This is a genomic window from Paenibacillus sinensis, assembly GCF_019904155.1.
GTDB lineage: Bacteria > Bacillota > Bacilli > Paenibacillales > Paenibacillaceae > Paenibacillus_AQ > Paenibacillus_AQ sinensis.
The window spans coordinates 52,228-67,961 of record NZ_JAHCMB010000191.1 but is presented as its reverse complement, the minus strand read 5'-3'; the positions used below and the strand labels follow the sequence as shown (position 1 = coordinate 67,961).

The window sequence follows — 15,734 nt, the reverse complement described above, 5'->3', positions numbered from 1 at the left end:
TTGAATAATAGTGATTGTTTTTTAACGGATTTGTGATACGATATGACTAGGCAGGAGGAATGAAAGTGCTTACGGAAGAACGTTACGCTCTTATATTACAGCGCTTACAAGAAAATGGGGTCGTCAAGCTTCACGAGCTTACCGCTATGCTGGATGCTTCAGAATCTACGGTGCGGCGGGATTTAATCGATCTGGAGTCGCGAAATTTGCTCAAACGGGTACATGGGGGCGCCTCCATTTTATCCCACCGGAGCCTGGAGCCAGGCATGGAAGAGAAAACCTCCAAAAACGTTCAAGAAAAACAGTCGATTGCCCGTTTAGCCGCTGCTCAGCTGCAGGATGGTGAATGTATTTATTTGGATGCGGGAACAACAACATTAGCAATGATTTCTCAAATTACCGCGAAGGACATCACGGTTGTCACCAACGGCCTGTCGCATGTGGAAGAGCTGGTCAGCAAGCAGATACGCAGCTACCTGCTCGGCGGAATGATGAAGAGCCATACAAAAGCGGTCATTGGCAGTATCGCGCTGCAAAATATGGAGAACTTTCGCTTCGACAAATGTTTTCTGGGTACAAATGGCGTAGATGCGGAATTCGGGTTCACAACCCCCGATCCGGAGGAGGCTCTGATCAAGAGGCGGGCCCACCAGCTGTCCAGTACCACATTCGTGCTGGCGGACTCCAGCAAATTCGGCGAGGTCGCGTTCGCCAAGCTGTTTGACCTGCACGAGGCTGCGGTGATAACGGAAGCTGTTCCGGAACGTCTGCGGCATTCCTTTGCCGGAAAAACCAAAATAATTGAGGGATGAAATATGATCTATACGGTGACGCTTAACCCTTCCATCGATTACATCGTGGAGGTAGAAGATTTGAAGCTGGGTGACCTGAACCGGATGAAGCGGGATTTGAAGCTTCCGGGAGGAAAAGGGATCAATGTATCCCGCGTGCTGAATCAGCTTGAGGTTGGCAATACGGCTCTCGGCTTTCTCGGAGGATTTACCGGAAGGTTCATCGACGACAAGCTGCGGGAGGACGGAATCGAGCGCGATTTCGTATTCGTCAAGGATGACACCCGCATCAACATCAAGCTGAAAGCAGGAGAAGAGACGGAAATCAACGGGCTTGGCCCGGTAATCGAAGGTGAGGAAGCCGGGAAGCTTCTGGATAAACTGGCGCATCTGCAGCCTGATGACATCGTCATTCTGTCGGGCAGCGCACCGCCTTCGCTTGGCGGAGGCTTCTACCAGGAGCTGGTGAAGGCATGCCGGCAGTCCGGCGCTGAATTCGTCATCGACACGACGGGCAAGGCGCTCAAGGAAGCGCTTGTTCACAAGCCGCTGCTCGTCAAGCCGAATCATCATGAGCTGGCTGAGCTGTATGGCGTTACGATTAACTCCATAGAGGAGATTGTCTTATACGGCCGCAAGCTGCTTGCGGAGGGCGCCAAGCATGTGCTGATTTCCATGGCAGGCGAAGGCGCATTGCTCATAACGGAGAATGAGGTGTACCGCGCCACTGTGCCGTCCGGGACGGTGCGAAATTCGGTAGGCGCAGGCGACTCCATGATCGCCGGATTTGTCGGGACGCTGGTCCTGACCGGCGATCCCATCGAAGCCTTCCGCACCGGGGTCGCTTCGGGCAGCGCCACCGCATTCTCCGACGATTTGGCCGTGAAGGAGGAGATCGAGCGGCTGCGCCCCCAGGTTGACATTACTCCGCTGTAATGCCGTAGAGGCCGGAATCGTCACCATGAAATTGAACTCGTGGAATTGAACATGAGCTATTTACATGAGCTATTTAAAGGAGTTGAACGGAAATGAGAATTACGGACCTGATGATAAAAGAGGCCATGGTCATGGACCTCAAGGCAGCTACGAAGGAAGCTGCCATCGACGAGCTTATCGCCAGCCTGGATCAGAGCGGACGCATCAATAACCGCGTGTTATTCAAGGAAATGATTCTGAAGCGCGAGGCAGAGTCCAGCACGGGGATCGGCGGCGGAATCGCTATGCCTCATGCCAAGACTAAGGCTGTCAATGAAGCGACGGTCGTCTTCGCCAAGAGTGCGGCCGGCGTCGATTTCGAGACGCTGGACGGCGAACCGGCTTACCTGTTCTTCATGATCGCGGCTCCGGAAGGAGCCGGCAACACGCATCTTCGCACGCTCGCCGCGCTGTCCCGCATGCTCATCGATCCCGACTTTATCGATCAGCTGAAGAATACCCGCACGCCCAATGAGGTGGCGGCTCTGTTCGATGCGAAGCAGGCGGCGGATGAAGCGGCCAAGGCAGCCGAAGAAGCGGCTCTGGCGGCCAAAGCCGCGAAGCAAGCGGCATCGCAGCCGGCAGCGGACGGAATGATCGTCGGTGCTCCTGACAAAATGGAAGCGTTTGTAGTGGCAGTTACCGCCTGTCCGACCGGCATTGCGCACACCTACATGGCGGAAGACGCGCTGAAGAAGAAAGCCAAGGAGCTTGGCATCAACATCCGGGTTGAAACGAATGGCTCCGAAGGAGCCAAGAATACGCTGACCCCGGACGAGATCAGCCGCGCCAGCGGTGTTATCGTCGCCGCCGACAAGCAGGTCGAGATGGACCGCTTCAATGGCAAGCCGGTCCTGCAAAGACCGGTCAGCGACGGCATCCGCAAGCCGGAAGAGCTGATCCGCAAGGCTGCGGCCGGCGACGCGCCGATCTACCGCGGCAAGGGCGGGGCATCTTCCGCAGGCGGATCGGCCGCAGAAGGCAAGCCGAGCGTCGGCAGCAAGATTTACAAGGATCTGATGAACGGTATTTCCCATATGCTCCCGTTCGTAGTCGGCGGCGGTATCCTAATCGCCATCTCATTCCTGTTCGAGCAGGTCGGCGGCGCGGATAATCCGATCTATAAGCTGCTCATGGCAATTGGCGGCGGAGACGGCGCGTTCCATTTCCTGATTCCGATTCTCGCCGGCTTCATCGCGATGAGCATCGGCGACCGTCCGGCGCTGATGCCCGGTATCGTCGGCGGCTATATGGCGGCATCGTCCAACGCGGGCTTCCTGGGCGGTCTGGCCGCCGGTTTCCTCGCCGGATATATTGTCATCGGCCTGCGCAAGCTGTTCACCGGCCTGCCCAAAACGCTGGACGGTCTGAAACCGATCCTGCTGTATCCGGTATTCGGTCTGCTGGTTACCGGCACGATTATGTATTTCATCTTCGACCCGTTCTTCAGCTGGATTAACACGGGCCTTACCGAGGGTCTGAAAAACATTGGAACAGGCAATGCCGTGCTGCTCGGCATTATTCTCGGCGGCATGATGGCGATCGACATGGGCGGTCCGTTTAACAAAGCGGCTTACACCTTTGCCATTGGCATCTTTACTTCGACAGGCGACGGCGTATGGATGGCGGCCGTTATGGCCGGGGGCATGGTTCCTCCGCTGGCAATCGCCCTGGCAACAACCTTCTTCAAGCCTAAATTCACGGAAGAAGAGCGGAAGTCCGGCTTGACGAACTATGTGCTCGGGCTGAGCTTTATCACCGAAGGCGCGATTCCGTTCGCGGCAGCTGACCCGCTTCGCGTGCTGACCTCCTGCATTATCGGCTCCGCAGTGGCCGGCGGTCTGACCCAGCTATGGCATATCAACATTCCGGCACCGCACGGCGGCATCTTCGTAGCCGCTCTCGCCAACCACGCCCTGCTGTTCATGCTCTCGGTCATCATCGGCTCCGTCATCTCGGCGCTCATCCTCGGCGTCTGGAAGAAGTCGCTGGCTGATAAGCGCGTAGCAGTGAAAGCCTAAGCTGTTAAATGAAATAAAAGGCATTGACAGGATAGAGATTGTTCTCTATAATCCGTAATAACCATTAAATCCCATTGTAATAATATGAATTGGCATAAGGCTGACCGGTACTCCGGAAGCTGGGCCTCCGATGGTTCGGAGCGCTTGGCTTCCGGTTTTTTTGGATTTTTTCCGGGAATGATTGTGATATTAATCACAATTTCGGTCTATGCTGGGCATTACCACGTCAACCAGTTAACTGGAGGCTTGTTCCGATTTCGCAGAATCGGAGTGGGCCTCTTTTTAAATCATCGGAAAAGTTAAGCCTGTGCGCTTGCCTTGACTGATGCTGATGAATTTACCTGAACCTGGAGGGAACTACTGATGTCAAAAATCGCAAGCAAGCTGACCGATCTGATCGGCAACACTCCTCTTCTGGAATTGAACGGGTACAGCGAAGAGAAGGGGCTTGGCGCGTCGGTGATCGCGAAGCTCGAATACTTCAACCCGGCTGGGAGTGTCAAAGACCGCATCGGATACGCGATGATCAAGGATGCGGAGGAGCAGGGCCTGATCGGACCGGATACCGTCCTGATCGAACCGACAAGCGGCAATACGGGTATCGCTCTTGCCTTCGTCGCGGCTGCCCGTGGCTACCAGCTTATCCTGACAATGCCGGATACGATGAGCGAAGAGCGCCGCAATCTGCTGAAAGCGCTGGGAGCGGAGCTGGTGCTTACCCCCGGCGCGGAAGGAATCGGAGGCTCGGTCCGCAAGGCGGAAGCGCTGGCTGCCGTAACTCCGAATTCTTTCATTCTTCAGCAGTTCAACAATCCGGCCAATCCCAAGATTCATCGCTCGACGACGGCGGAGGAAATCTGGCGAGATACGGATGGCAAGGTGGATATCTTCGTCGGCGGAGTAGGCACCGGCGGCACGATCACCGGAGTGGGCGAAGTGCTGAAGGAGCGCAACTCGGACGTTAAGATCGTAGCAGTGGAGCCATTCAACTCTCCGGTGCTCTCGGGCGGCAATCCCGGTCCGCATCAGATTCAGGGACTGGGCGCCGGCTTCGTGCCGCAGATTCTGAACCGGGAGATTATCGATGAAGTATTCAAAGTGCGGAACGAGGAAGCGCTGGAGACAGCCAGAGACCTGGCCCGGACGGAGGGACTGCTCGTCGGCATTTCCTCAGGCGCGGCTGTCTTCGCGGCCGCCCAATTGGCCAGACGCAAGGAGAACCGGGGCAAGAATATAGTAGTGCTTCTGCCGGATACGGGCGAGCGCTATTTGTCGACCGTGCTGTTCCGGGAGCCTGCCCAGACAGGAGGCGTGTCATGAGCCAGGTTATCGAAAGACCGCGTTATGTATGCGCGCTGGGAGGCGCGATCGGCACAATTCAATCGCTGCCAAGAGCGATTCCGATTCTTCATTCCTCATCGGGCTGCGGCGGGAACCTGGCGGGAGCGCTGAGCGGCGCTTCAGGCTACAATGGAGGCAACTATTGCGGCGGACAGGCGCTGCCGAGCTCCAATGTATCCGAACGCGATATCGTGTTCGGCGGCGAGGGTCGGCTTGATGAACAGATCGGGAATACGCTGAAGGTGATGGACGGGGATCTGTATTTTGTTGTTACGGGCTGCATGGTTGAGATGATCGGCGATGATGTCCGGGCGGTCGTCAAACGCTACAAGAACGGCGAGCTGCCGGTGCTGGCAGTGGAGACGGTGAGCTTCAAGGGCAACTCGTACTATGGCTACGAGCTGGTGCTGGAGACGCTGTTCCGGGATTTTGTAGAGAAGTCCCCGGTCAAGGATACGGCGACGGTTAATCTCTGGGGGGTAGTCCCCATGCAGGATGTGTTCTGGAAGGGCAATCTCGGCGTGCTGAAGGGACTGCTGAAGAAGCTCGGCTTCGAGACAAACACCTTCTTCGGGCAGGGAGAGACGCTCGACAACCTGAAGAAAGCCGGAAGAGCGGTGCTGAACATCGTCGTCTCGGACGCATACGGCATCGAAGCGGCCAAGGTATTCGAAGAAGAACATGGGGTTCCCTACATTACCGTTCCGCTTCCGATTGGCGATCACGGAACTTCCCGATTCCTGCGGACGGTGGGAAGTGCGCTCGGCGTCGATGAGGCCAAGATCGAAGCGTTGATTCATGAAGAGAGAAAGGCTTATTATCCTTATCTCGAACGGCTCGCGGACGTCTACAACGACCTCGATTTCCAGCGCTATGCGACGGTTGTCGGCGATCCCAACTATACGCAGGCGCTGACCCGGTTTCTGGCCGACGATCTCGGCTGGCTCCCGGAGCTGGTCGTCATCACCGACATATTGGAGGATGAACAGAAGGAACGGGTGCTGTCAGCCTTCAGCGGTTATGAATCCGGACTTCGGCCGGAGGTTGTATTTGATGCAGACGCATCCAGCGTAGTGGGCTACATCAACCGCCATTGGCCGCAGACTAACGGTCAGAAATACTACAAGGGCTTTTCCCCGGGAGTTATCGTCGGCAGCGTCATGGAACGCGACACGGCCGAGCAATTCAAAGTGCCGCTGCTGCCGGTGACTTACCCGATCTCCAACCGGGTCGTGCTGAACCGCGCTTATGCCGGATACTCAGGCGGTTTGACACTCGCAGAGGATGTCTTAAGCCTGCTGGTCGCCCATCGCTAATTTTTCACGGAAACGAGCTTTTTCAAAATACCGGTATTAGCACTTATTAATTGCGCACGCGCACTTCAATTTAAACTTCTATTTCTCGGTAGACGCCTAGGCGCTTATCGTTGATTCACTTCATAAGGAGGGTGTTATCGATGGATTATATCAAACAGAAGGTGCCGCCGGTTCGCGAGGATCGTCTAATGGCATGTCAGGCATATGGCGGAACCTGCGGTGAGTTGTCGGAGGATTCCAAGAAGGGCTGCCTGTATGCAAGCAAGCGCTCCTTCTCCCAAACCCAGGGCTGCCAGTTGAACCTGAGCCTCGGGATGATCAGCTCGCTCCGGGACGCAGTCATGGTCATTCACAGCCCGATCGGCTGCGGCGGGAATCTGATCCAGAACGCCGGAATCAATAAAGTGTTCCAGAAGCTCCGTCAGGAATCGGCAATTGGGCTTCGCTGGATCAACACCAATCTGAGCGAAGTCGATGTTATCAGCGGCGGCGAAGCCAAGCTGAGACAGGCCGTGCTTAAGGCCGAACGCGAATTCCGGCCGAGCGCGATCCTGGTGTTCAACAGCTGCGTGCCTGCCTTGATCGGCGACGACATCGACGGTATTCTGGGCGATCTGCAGAAGCAGGTCACAGCCAAAATCGTACCGATTCACTGCGAAGGCTTCAAGACCAAAATCCAGGCGACCGCTTACGACTCCGTCTATCACGGCCTGATCCGCAATCTGGTCGGCGAAGACAAGAGCCAGCAGCCCGCCATCGTGCGCACGCCGGAGGAAGAAGCTGAGCATCAGGCGAAAATTAGCCGGACTGTCAATCTGTTGAACGTCGGCTCCATGAGCCGGATCGACGAGGAAGAGCTGGTCCGCCTGCTGAAGGCGCTCGATCTGAATGTAAGAATTCTGCCTTCCTATTCGCATCCGGACGATTTTGTCTATGCACACGAAGCAGCGCTCAATGTCAGCATTTGCGCAACGCATGACGATTATTTTGTCGAGCATTTCAAGGAGATGTACGGCATCCCCTATGTGCTTCGCACCATACCGATCGGCATCGCGAACACGAACAAGTGGCTCCGCGATATCGCTTCTTTCTTCGGCATCGAGGAACAGACCGAGAAGCTGATCGCCGCCGAGACGGCGGAGCTTGAGAAGGCGCTTGAGCGGTACCGGGCAGAATTCAAGGGCAAGACGGCGTTCCTTACCGGCGGCGAAGTCCGCATTCTGACCACGGCCGAACTGCTGCACAATCTCGGATTCGAAATACTGGGCCTGCGGGGCTACCATTTCGACAAGTACGGCGAGGTGCTGCTGGAAGAATACCTGCAGGATGTCCCGGACTCGGAGAAAGCGATCTTCAATATCGGTTCCGGCCAGGTGTTCGAGCAGGCGAATCTTCTTCGCAAAATCACTCCGGACCTCTTCGTTGGCCATATTGGCGTGAACGGCTCTGCGGCGAAACAGGGGTATGCCATCTTCCCGCTGTTCGGCCAGAGTGATGATTACCTGGGCTACAAAGGCGTGTTCGAGGTGGCGGCCCGGGTCAGCCGGATTCTGAAGAATGCGGCGTTCAACCGGAATCTGGGCGGCAACACGAAGCTGCCTTACCGTGAGAGCTGGTATGAGCAGGACCCGTTCACTTACATCGACGACTCGGAGAAGCTGGCGGCCCGGATCGGTTAATCTTTCGGAAACAATAGAAAGGAGAATGTAAATGTCCGCGAATGAAGCGAAAATTACGGTGAGCGGGGTAACCCGCCGGTATTCGATCCGTCAGACGAAGGATGGCGGGAAGCAGCTGTTCACCGCTCTGAGTGATGTGGATTTAAAGGTAGTGCCGGGAGAGTTCCTGACGATTGTGGGACCAAGCGGCTGCGGTAAATCGACGCTGCTCGATCTCATTGCCGGACTTGCCCATCCGACCGAAGGCGAATTGTTCATTGATGGCAAAAAAATCACGGGTCCCGCGCTCGACAGAGGGATTGTGATGCAGGGCTACGCCCTTTTTCCATGGAGAACGGTCCGCCGCAATATCGAATTCGGGCTTGAAATCAAGAAGGTGCCCAAAAAGGACCGCAAACCGATCGTCGACCGGTTTCTGGATCTGGTGAACCTGAGCGAATACGGCGACCGCTATCCCTACGAGCTGTCGGGCGGGATGAAGCAGCGGGTCGCAATTGCCAGAGCTCTGGCCTATGATCCCGAGGTGCTGCTCATGGATGAGCCGTTCGCCGCAGTTGACGCCCAGACCCGGGAGACGCTGCAGGATGAGCTGCTGCGGATATGGGAGCAGACCGGGAAGACGATTATATTCGTCACCCACAGCATCGACGAGGCCGTCGCCCTTGCCGACCGCGTGGTGGTGATGTCGCCGAATCCCGGCAGGGTGCGCGAGATCGTACCGGTATCGCTTCCCCGGCCGCGCCGCGTAGGCGATGTGCAGTCGACTCCCGACTTCGGCTGGATCAGACACCGGGTCTGGGAGCTGCTGCAGAATGAGGAATCGGCAGCGAAGCCGGATGTCAAGCCCGTCGCGGCGGCACAGTTTGAACTGGCCGAACAGATTTCCTCGTCGGCGGCATTGTAGCAGCAGCGGGCATAACCGGGTCGTGGAATCCGGAAGGCTTGTACGGCGCACACCCGGACTGGAATCTGGAAGACTGGTGCGGGGCACACCCGGACTGGAATCCGGAAGACCGGGTGGGGGACTGGCTGCCGACTCATCTTTTTTATCCCAAACCGGATCAAACCAAACTGCCCGTAACAGTGAATTTAATGCTATTTGGCTCAGGAAAGAAGAAGCTGGCGCTATCACGAATTGCAAATAAGAAGGAGTGCGGATTATGTCAAAAAAACCAAAGCAAATCGCCATTTACGGCAAAGGAGGAATCGGCAAATCGACGACCACCTCGAATATCAGCGCGGCGCTGTCCGTGGCCGGATACAAGGTGATGCAGTTCGGCTGCGACCCTAAAAGCGACTCCACCAATACCCTGCGCGGCGGCGAATATATTCCTACTGTACTCGATACGCTTCGGGATAAGCAGATTGTCAAAGCCCATGAGGTCATATTCCAGGGATTCAACGGCATCTACTGCGTGGAAGCGGGGGGGCCGGCTCCAGGCGTCGGCTGCGCGGGCAGAGGGATTATTACGTCCGTTTCGCTTCTGAAGCAGCAGAAAGTGTTCGAAGAGCTGGACCTCGACTATGTGATTTATGATGTTCTGGGCGACGTGGTCTGCGGCGGCTTTGCCGTTCCGGTCAGAGAAGGAATCGCAGAGCATGTCTTCACGGTTACTTCGGCGGACTTCATGGCGATCTATGCGGCCAACAATCTGTTCAAAGGCATTCACAAATACTCCACCGAAGGAGGAGCGCTGCTCGGCGGAGTTATCGCGAACTCGATCAACGCGCCGTATGCGCGTGAGATCGTCGACGATTTCGTGGCCCGTACCCAGACCAAGGTTATGGAATATGTGCCGCGATCGGTGTCGGTAACCCAGGCGGAGCTTCAGGGAAAGACGACGATCGAAGCGGACCCGGATTCCGAGCAGGCCAAAATCTACAAGTCGCTTGCCCAAAAAATCGCCGACCATACGGACTCGAAGGTTCCGGCTCCTCTGGAGACAGGCGAGCTGCGCAAATGGGCGTCCGAATGGGGCAAGCAGCTGGTGGAATTGGAAGCGCGCCAGAACGCAACCGCAGCCGCCGGCTTGTAGGGCGGCGGAAGGCGAATGCGGAGAGGAAGCGGGCTGGTTATGCCGAGGGCAGTGGCAGCCGGCAGCGTGACGGATCTGATCGGCAATACACCGGCTGTGAAGCTTGGCCGCCTGGTTCCGGCCAATGCGGCGGACGTGTTCGTGAAGCTGGAGTCGTTCAATCCTTCGGGCAGCGTCAAGGACAGGGCGGCCCACCATATGATTTGCGAAGCGGAGCTTGCGGGCAAGCTGCGGCCCGGAGGGACCATCATCGAGCCGACCAGCGGCAACACGGGGATCGGGATCGCCATGAACGCCGCTGCGCGGGGGTACTCGGCTATCATCGTCATGACGGACAATATGAGTCTGGAGCGAATCCGGCTTCTGAAAGCCTATGGCGCGGAGGTCGTGCTGACCCCGGCTGCCGATGGCATGAAGGGAGCGATCGCCATGGCCCGCAAGCTGCATGAGGAAATACCGGGGAGCTTCATGCCGCTGCAATTCGAGAACGGCGCCAATCCGGCCATCCACCGGCTGACAACGGCTGTCGAAATCGCCGGGCAGATGGAAGGGCGGCTGGATGCGTTTGTCGCGGCTGCCGGTACAGGAGGGACGATAACCGGAACCGGGGAGACGCTTCGCTCCCTGATTCCGGGCGTTTCCATCTATGCCGTCGAGCCGAAGGCTTCGCCTGTTCTCTCGGGCGGGAAGCCAGGGACGACGAAGCTGGTTGGGACCGGCCCCGGTTTTATTCCCAAGGTGCTGAATACGGCCGTATACGACGACATTGTACAGGTCGAGGATGAAGACGCGCTTGCGGTCATGCGGAAGCTTGCTTGCCGGGAGGGACTGCTCGTGGGGCCGTCCTCCGGAGCGGCAGTATGGGCTGCGCTTAGGATCGCTGCACAGCTCGGGCCGGGTAAAAGGGTGCTTTGTATCGCGCCCGATACCGGTGAACGGTATTTGAGTCTTGGATATTTTGATGAGTAACCGGCGAACGCTATTTGAGTCTTGGATATTTCAATGTATGATCAAATGATTTTGCTGACGATAAGAGGGATGAAACGGCTGGGCATCACCTAATAGGGAATGGTATGCCACAATCTTCCCTCTCTTTTTATTCTTCTTATAACAACGAAATAAGTTTATTTGATCTGCGCCAGTTTTGGCTCATTATTCGGACTGTCCCTGTCAAAGGGCCGGACAATAGCGCGGCAGTAATGTATGAACCGGGACAAGGGATACGGCTTAATAAACAGCTGCAATCAAAAATCAGGATACGAGGTGGATGAACCATGCGGATACAGGAGGTAGTTGACGAAAGGCTGCTGGATGCGCTGTCCGGTGGAACCGTTATCGGCATCGATATCGGGTCGAGAACGGGCAAGGCGGTGCTGCTGTCCGGGGAGGAAATATATACAAGCTCGGTCTATACCGGCATCAATATGCAGGAGACCGCCGATGAACTGCTGGAGGATCTGCTGGACAAATCGGGCCTGACCCGTTCGGACATCGATTATATCGTGGGAACCGGATATGGCCGGGTTGCCCTTCGGTATCCCGATATTCCGACCCGGATCGTGACGGAAATTTCATGTCACGCCATGGGGGCGCATTATCTCAATGCGGATGTGCGGACCATCGTGGATATCGGAGGCCAGGACTCCAAGGCGATCCGGGTCGATCCGCTGACAGGCGGCGTGACCGAATTCGTAATGAACGATAAATGCGCGGCGGGAACGGGACGCTTCCTGGAGAAAGTGGCCGAAATTCTGGAGCTGAGCATCGATGAGCTGGGACAGGAAGCCGTGCTGGCCGAAGCGCCGTCGGAGATCAGCAGCCAGTGCGTCGTGTTCGCCGAATCGGAGGTCATCTCGCTGCGGGCCAGGGGAGAGACTCGGCGTAATATCGCCGCCGGCATCCATTTCGCTTCGGCGAAGCGGGTCCGCAACCTGCTCAAGCGGGTAGGCATCGAGCCGGGACTGATCTTCTCCGGCGGCGTTTCGAACAACGTCGGTATGCGTAAAGCGTTGGAGGAGCTGTCCGGTCATCCCTTGATCGAAGCGAAGATCGACACGATCTTTGCCGGGGCGCTCGGAGCGGCGATCCATGCCTTGAATGACTCGCGCGCAGCCTTGACAGACAGCAGGACCGATTCCGGAGGGTTCCGGCTCGATTTATCCGGCGTTGAGAACCGGATCGCGGAGCGTCAGGAGCAGCTATCGGCCCAAGGCGATGAGCACAAGAAGGTGGGCTACCTGTGCTCCTACACGCCGCTTGAGCTGATCAGTGCCGCCGGCGTCTCCCATATCCGGCTGTTCAAGGCGGGTGACACCGAGACGGTAGCCAGCGGTGAACAGATTACGCAGAGCGTATTCTGCGATTTCACGAAGAGTATTCTAGGCGCTTTCAAGGAAAAAGACCCGCTCTACACATCGCTGGATAAAGTGTACACATTCTACACCTGCGATTGCATTAAGACGGTCGGTGAGGCGATCGGCGAATTTTTTACGCCAACTGACATTTATACCCTCCCCCGCATCAAGGCGAAGCCCTCCTCGCGAGATTTCTATGGCTCCCAAATTTTGAGCTTCAAGGCCGATCTCGAACAGTTGTCCGGGAATGTGATTACCGAAGATGAGGTGCGTCTGCAAATCAGGCAGTACAATGAGGTCCGCCGGCTGCTGACCCAAATCTCCGAACTCCGGAAACGGCCCAATCCGCCGCTCACAGGCAAGGACTACCTGGATCTGATCAAGGCCTTCTATTATTTGCCCGCCGAGGAGCTAATCCCGCTGTACCGGGGCATATACGACAAGCTGTCGGCTGTGCCGATCCGCGAGGAACGGACGATCCGTCTGTTCATGGCCGGAGGCATTATTGCCGACGGAGACCGGAAGCTTCTGGAGCTGATCGAGGACGAGCTGGGGGCCCGAATCGTTGCCGAGGATCATTGCACCGGGCTGAAAATCGCCTCCGCCCAAATCGATGAAACGGGTGATCCGTACAAGGCCTTGGCGGAAGGCTATATCGATCAGACGCCTTGCGCCCGGATGAAGCCCCTGGAGGAGCGAGTGAACCTCTCGGGAGCGCTTGCGACCGAATATCAGGTGGACGGAATTCTGTACGCCTATCTCAAATTTTGCCCGTGCTACGGACAGGTCAAGAATGAGTTCTTCCGGCATTATCAGCAGCTTGGGCTTCCCGTGCTTGAATTGCCGATCGATTATTCGAAGAGCGATCAGGGGCAGCTTAAGACGCGGCTTGAGGCGTTCATCGAAGTGCTGAAGGAACGGAAAGGGCTGGCCGCGGGAGCGGTGTGATATGACGCATGGGCGCAACATTTTGATCAACGCAAGGGAGATGAAGAGCATGAGTGAATGGAAAGAGATCATCGATCCCGAACTGCTGTCCTCGCTGACGGGTGATATTACGGTCGGTCTCGATTTGGGCTCCAGAACGGGCAAGGGTGTGCTGCTGGCCGGAGGCAAGCTGTACACGGCGATTACCCCGACGGGAGTATATATGCAGGAGACGGCCGACAAGCTGCTGGACAAGCTGCTTAGACAATCCGGGGTTCCTCGAGAGGAAATCGCCTACATCGTCGGTACGGGGTATGGGCGCGTCTCCTTGAATTTCGGCGCAACCGGACACAAAATCGTGACCGAAATTTCCTGCCACGCCATGGGCTCCCATTACCTGAACGCCAAGGTTCGATCCATCGTGGACATCGGCGGCCAGGATTCCAAGGCGATCCGGGTTGATCCGGCTAACGGCAAGGTTATCGAGTTCATCATGAATGACAAATGCGCGGCCGGAACCGGACGGTTCCTGGAGAAGGTCGCGCATCTGCTGGATTTGACGCTGGAGGAGCTGGGCGCCGAAGCGCTGAAGGCCGACGAGCCGGCGGATGTCAGCAGCCAATGCGTCGTCTTCGCCGAATCCGAAGTGATATCGCTGAAGGCCAAGGGCGTGTCCGCCGCCAACATTGCAGCCGGTATCCATCTGGCAACAGCGCGCCGGGTCCGCAATCTCGTCAACCGGATCGGGCTTGAGCCGGATCTGGTGTTCTCGGGCGGGGTATCTAACAATCCGGGCATGACCAAGGCGCTGGAGGAACTGCTGGGCCATCCGGTCAGCCGGGTGAAGCTGGACACGATATTTGCAGGCGCTCTGGGGGCGGCGGTCTTCGCCCAGAAAGCGGCGTCCCGGGGCGAGAGCGATCTGTCGGACTTTGCCCTTCTGAAGGCGAAATGAACCGATAATTCCAAGGAGGTCATACGAAGATGTCGACGGTATTAACCAATGAGGCTCAGGAGCAACTGAATCATATCCGGCACAGCCGCGACGTTGTACATGCTCATTCGCCCGCCATCCGGAAGCTGTTCAATCTGGTCATCGATTATGTGGACGACGCGGAGAAAGCCGGCAAGAATGGAACCAAAGTCATTTGGGCCGGCGTGCCCTGGGCGATGCCCTTGATCTATTCCACCGGAGCTATTCCGGTCGCTTTCTCGGAAATGGGGCGGATCAGCGGTCAGGAAGCAATCACCGTCTCCGAGGATCATTATCAGATGCCGGCCGAGACCTGTTCGATGGTGAAGGCGACGGCGGGGGAATGGTACTTGCGGAAGCAGGCCGGAACCTCGATCACCCGCATATTCGGCTCATCCTCCGCATGCGAGCCCTATAACCTGGCCTGGGAAGTGATGAGAAAGGAAGGCTTCGACGTCTACACCAGCGATATCGTCTATCGGGCGCCGGGTGTGGAGGGAGAGCGGTACGAGGAGCTGGTCAAGTATTTTATTGAAGAGATCCATGAGTTCAATGAGTGGCTGACAGGCAGCCGTGAGATTGACCGGGACAGTCTGCACCGGGAAATTGTCCGCAAGAACCGGATGATGCGCTCCATGCGTGAAATCATGGATCTGCGGCTTCAGCATCCGTTCCATGTCAAGAGTCTGGGCATTATGTATCTAATGAATGGGCTGACCCATTATTTCGGCAAGCCCGGAGAATATCAAGAGGTGCTGGACGCGCTGATCGGCGAATTGCAGGGCCTGGATATCAACGAGGAGGAACGCAGCCAGGCGATTCCGCTGATCTGGACCGGCGGGAACGGCCAGGAATTTGGCATCTACGACGCCATCGACAATGCCGGGGGCTCACTTCTCGGCTTCGTCACCTCCCCGTATGCGAAGGATTACCGCGAGGAGATCGATCCGGTGGAATCACTCGTCCGCTTCCAGCTTGAGAGCCAGATGGCGGGGGCGTCGATATACCGGCGCGATGTGATTGAACGGCAGGTCGACCGGATCGGGGCGCGGGGCTTGATTTTGTACGGATATTTAGGCTGCTCTTTCGGAAGCGTGACCCGGGAGATGTACAGAGAGTATTTTCACAACAAAGGCATTCCGAGCATCAATCTGGAGGGGACCTTCCAGGTGGGCGCCGCCAGCGGACAAATTCTGACCCGGATCAAGGCGTTTATCGAAATGCTGTCCTGACCGGCCTGGCCAGTCTGGACGGCGCGGGGCAGGCCGTACCATGCGTGATCGATTTCCAGAAGCGAATTGCATTTACCGGCTTACAGCCC

General features: G+C 56.9%; 12 protein-coding genes. All 12 read left to right on the top strand.

What is annotated here, in order from left to right; translation table 11 throughout:
* Window positions 1-65: 65 nt before the first annotated feature.
* The 12 genes from KIH86_RS23525 to KIH86_RS23470 all read left to right on the top strand — a co-directional run bounded on the left by KIH86_RS23525 (window position 66) and on the right by KIH86_RS23470 (window position 15,645).
* Window positions 66-812: a DeoR/GlpR family DNA-binding transcription regulator gene (locus KIH86_RS23525; protein WP_223085830.1), complete on the top strand. Its 747-nt coding sequence runs from the start codon at window positions 66-68 to the stop codon at window positions 810-812.
* A 3-nt stretch (window positions 813-815) separates the two neighbouring features.
* Window positions 816-1,727, top strand: coding sequence for a 1-phosphofructokinase (gene pfkB / locus KIH86_RS23520; protein WP_223085829.1), 912 nt, complete (start codon window positions 816-818; stop codon window positions 1,725-1,727).
* A gap of 92 nt (window positions 1,728-1,819) precedes the next feature.
* Window positions 1,820-3,787 carry a PTS fructose transporter subunit IIABC gene (locus tag KIH86_RS23515; RefSeq protein ID WP_223085828.1) on the top strand — a complete coding sequence of 656 codons (1,968 nt, stop codon included), beginning with the start codon at window positions 1,820-1,822 and terminating at the stop codon, window positions 3,785-3,787.
* Window positions 3,788-4,150: 363 nt separating this feature from the next.
* The gene (cysK, locus tag KIH86_RS23510) at window positions 4,151-5,107 is read left to right on the top strand and encodes a cysteine synthase A (protein ID WP_223085827.1); all 957 of its coding nucleotides are present in this window, start codon (window positions 4,151-4,153) and stop codon (window positions 5,105-5,107) included.
* Window positions 5,104-6,444, top strand: a complete 1,341-nt coding sequence (locus KIH86_RS23505; protein WP_223085826.1) for a nitrogenase component 1 — start codon at window positions 5,104-5,106, stop codon at window positions 6,442-6,444. The genes cysK (KIH86_RS23510) and KIH86_RS23505 overlap by 4 nt, the downstream gene beginning before the upstream one ends.
* 140 nt (window positions 6,445-6,584) lie before the next feature.
* Window positions 6,585-8,123: a nitrogenase component 1 gene (locus KIH86_RS23500; protein WP_223085825.1), complete on the top strand. Its 1,539-nt coding sequence runs from the start codon at window positions 6,585-6,587 to the stop codon at window positions 8,121-8,123.
* A gap of 31 nt (window positions 8,124-8,154) precedes the next feature.
* The gene (locus tag KIH86_RS23495; RefSeq protein ID WP_223085824.1) at window positions 8,155-9,027 is read left to right on the top strand and encodes an ABC transporter ATP-binding protein; all 873 of its coding nucleotides are present in this window, start codon (window positions 8,155-8,157) and stop codon (window positions 9,025-9,027) included.
* Window positions 9,028-9,283: 256 nt separating this feature from the next.
* On the top strand, window positions 9,284-10,159 hold the full coding sequence (gene nifH, locus KIH86_RS23490) for a nitrogenase iron protein (RefSeq protein ID WP_223085823.1): 876 nt from the start codon (window positions 9,284-9,286) through the stop codon (window positions 10,157-10,159).
* A 39-nt stretch (window positions 10,160-10,198) separates the two neighbouring features.
* Window positions 10,199-11,128 (top strand): cysteine synthase A, encoded by a 930-nt coding sequence (gene cysK / locus KIH86_RS23485; RefSeq protein WP_223085822.1) that lies wholly within the window; start codon window positions 10,199-10,201, stop codon window positions 11,126-11,128.
* Between the two features lie 305 nt (window positions 11,129-11,433).
* The gene (locus KIH86_RS23480; protein ID WP_223085821.1) at window positions 11,434-13,461 is read left to right on the top strand and encodes a 2-hydroxyacyl-CoA dehydratase; all 2,028 of its coding nucleotides are present in this window, start codon (window positions 11,434-11,436) and stop codon (window positions 13,459-13,461) included.
* A 49-nt stretch (window positions 13,462-13,510) separates the two neighbouring features.
* Window positions 13,511-14,395, top strand: a complete 885-nt coding sequence (locus tag KIH86_RS23475) for an acyl-CoA dehydratase activase (RefSeq protein ID WP_223085820.1) — start codon at window positions 13,511-13,513, stop codon at window positions 14,393-14,395.
* 29 nt (window positions 14,396-14,424) lie between these two features.
* Window positions 14,425-15,645: a 2-hydroxyacyl-CoA dehydratase family protein gene (locus KIH86_RS23470; RefSeq protein ID WP_223085819.1), complete on the top strand. Its 1,221-nt coding sequence runs from the start codon at window positions 14,425-14,427 to the stop codon at window positions 15,643-15,645.
* Window positions 15,646-15,734: the final 89 nt, after the last annotated feature.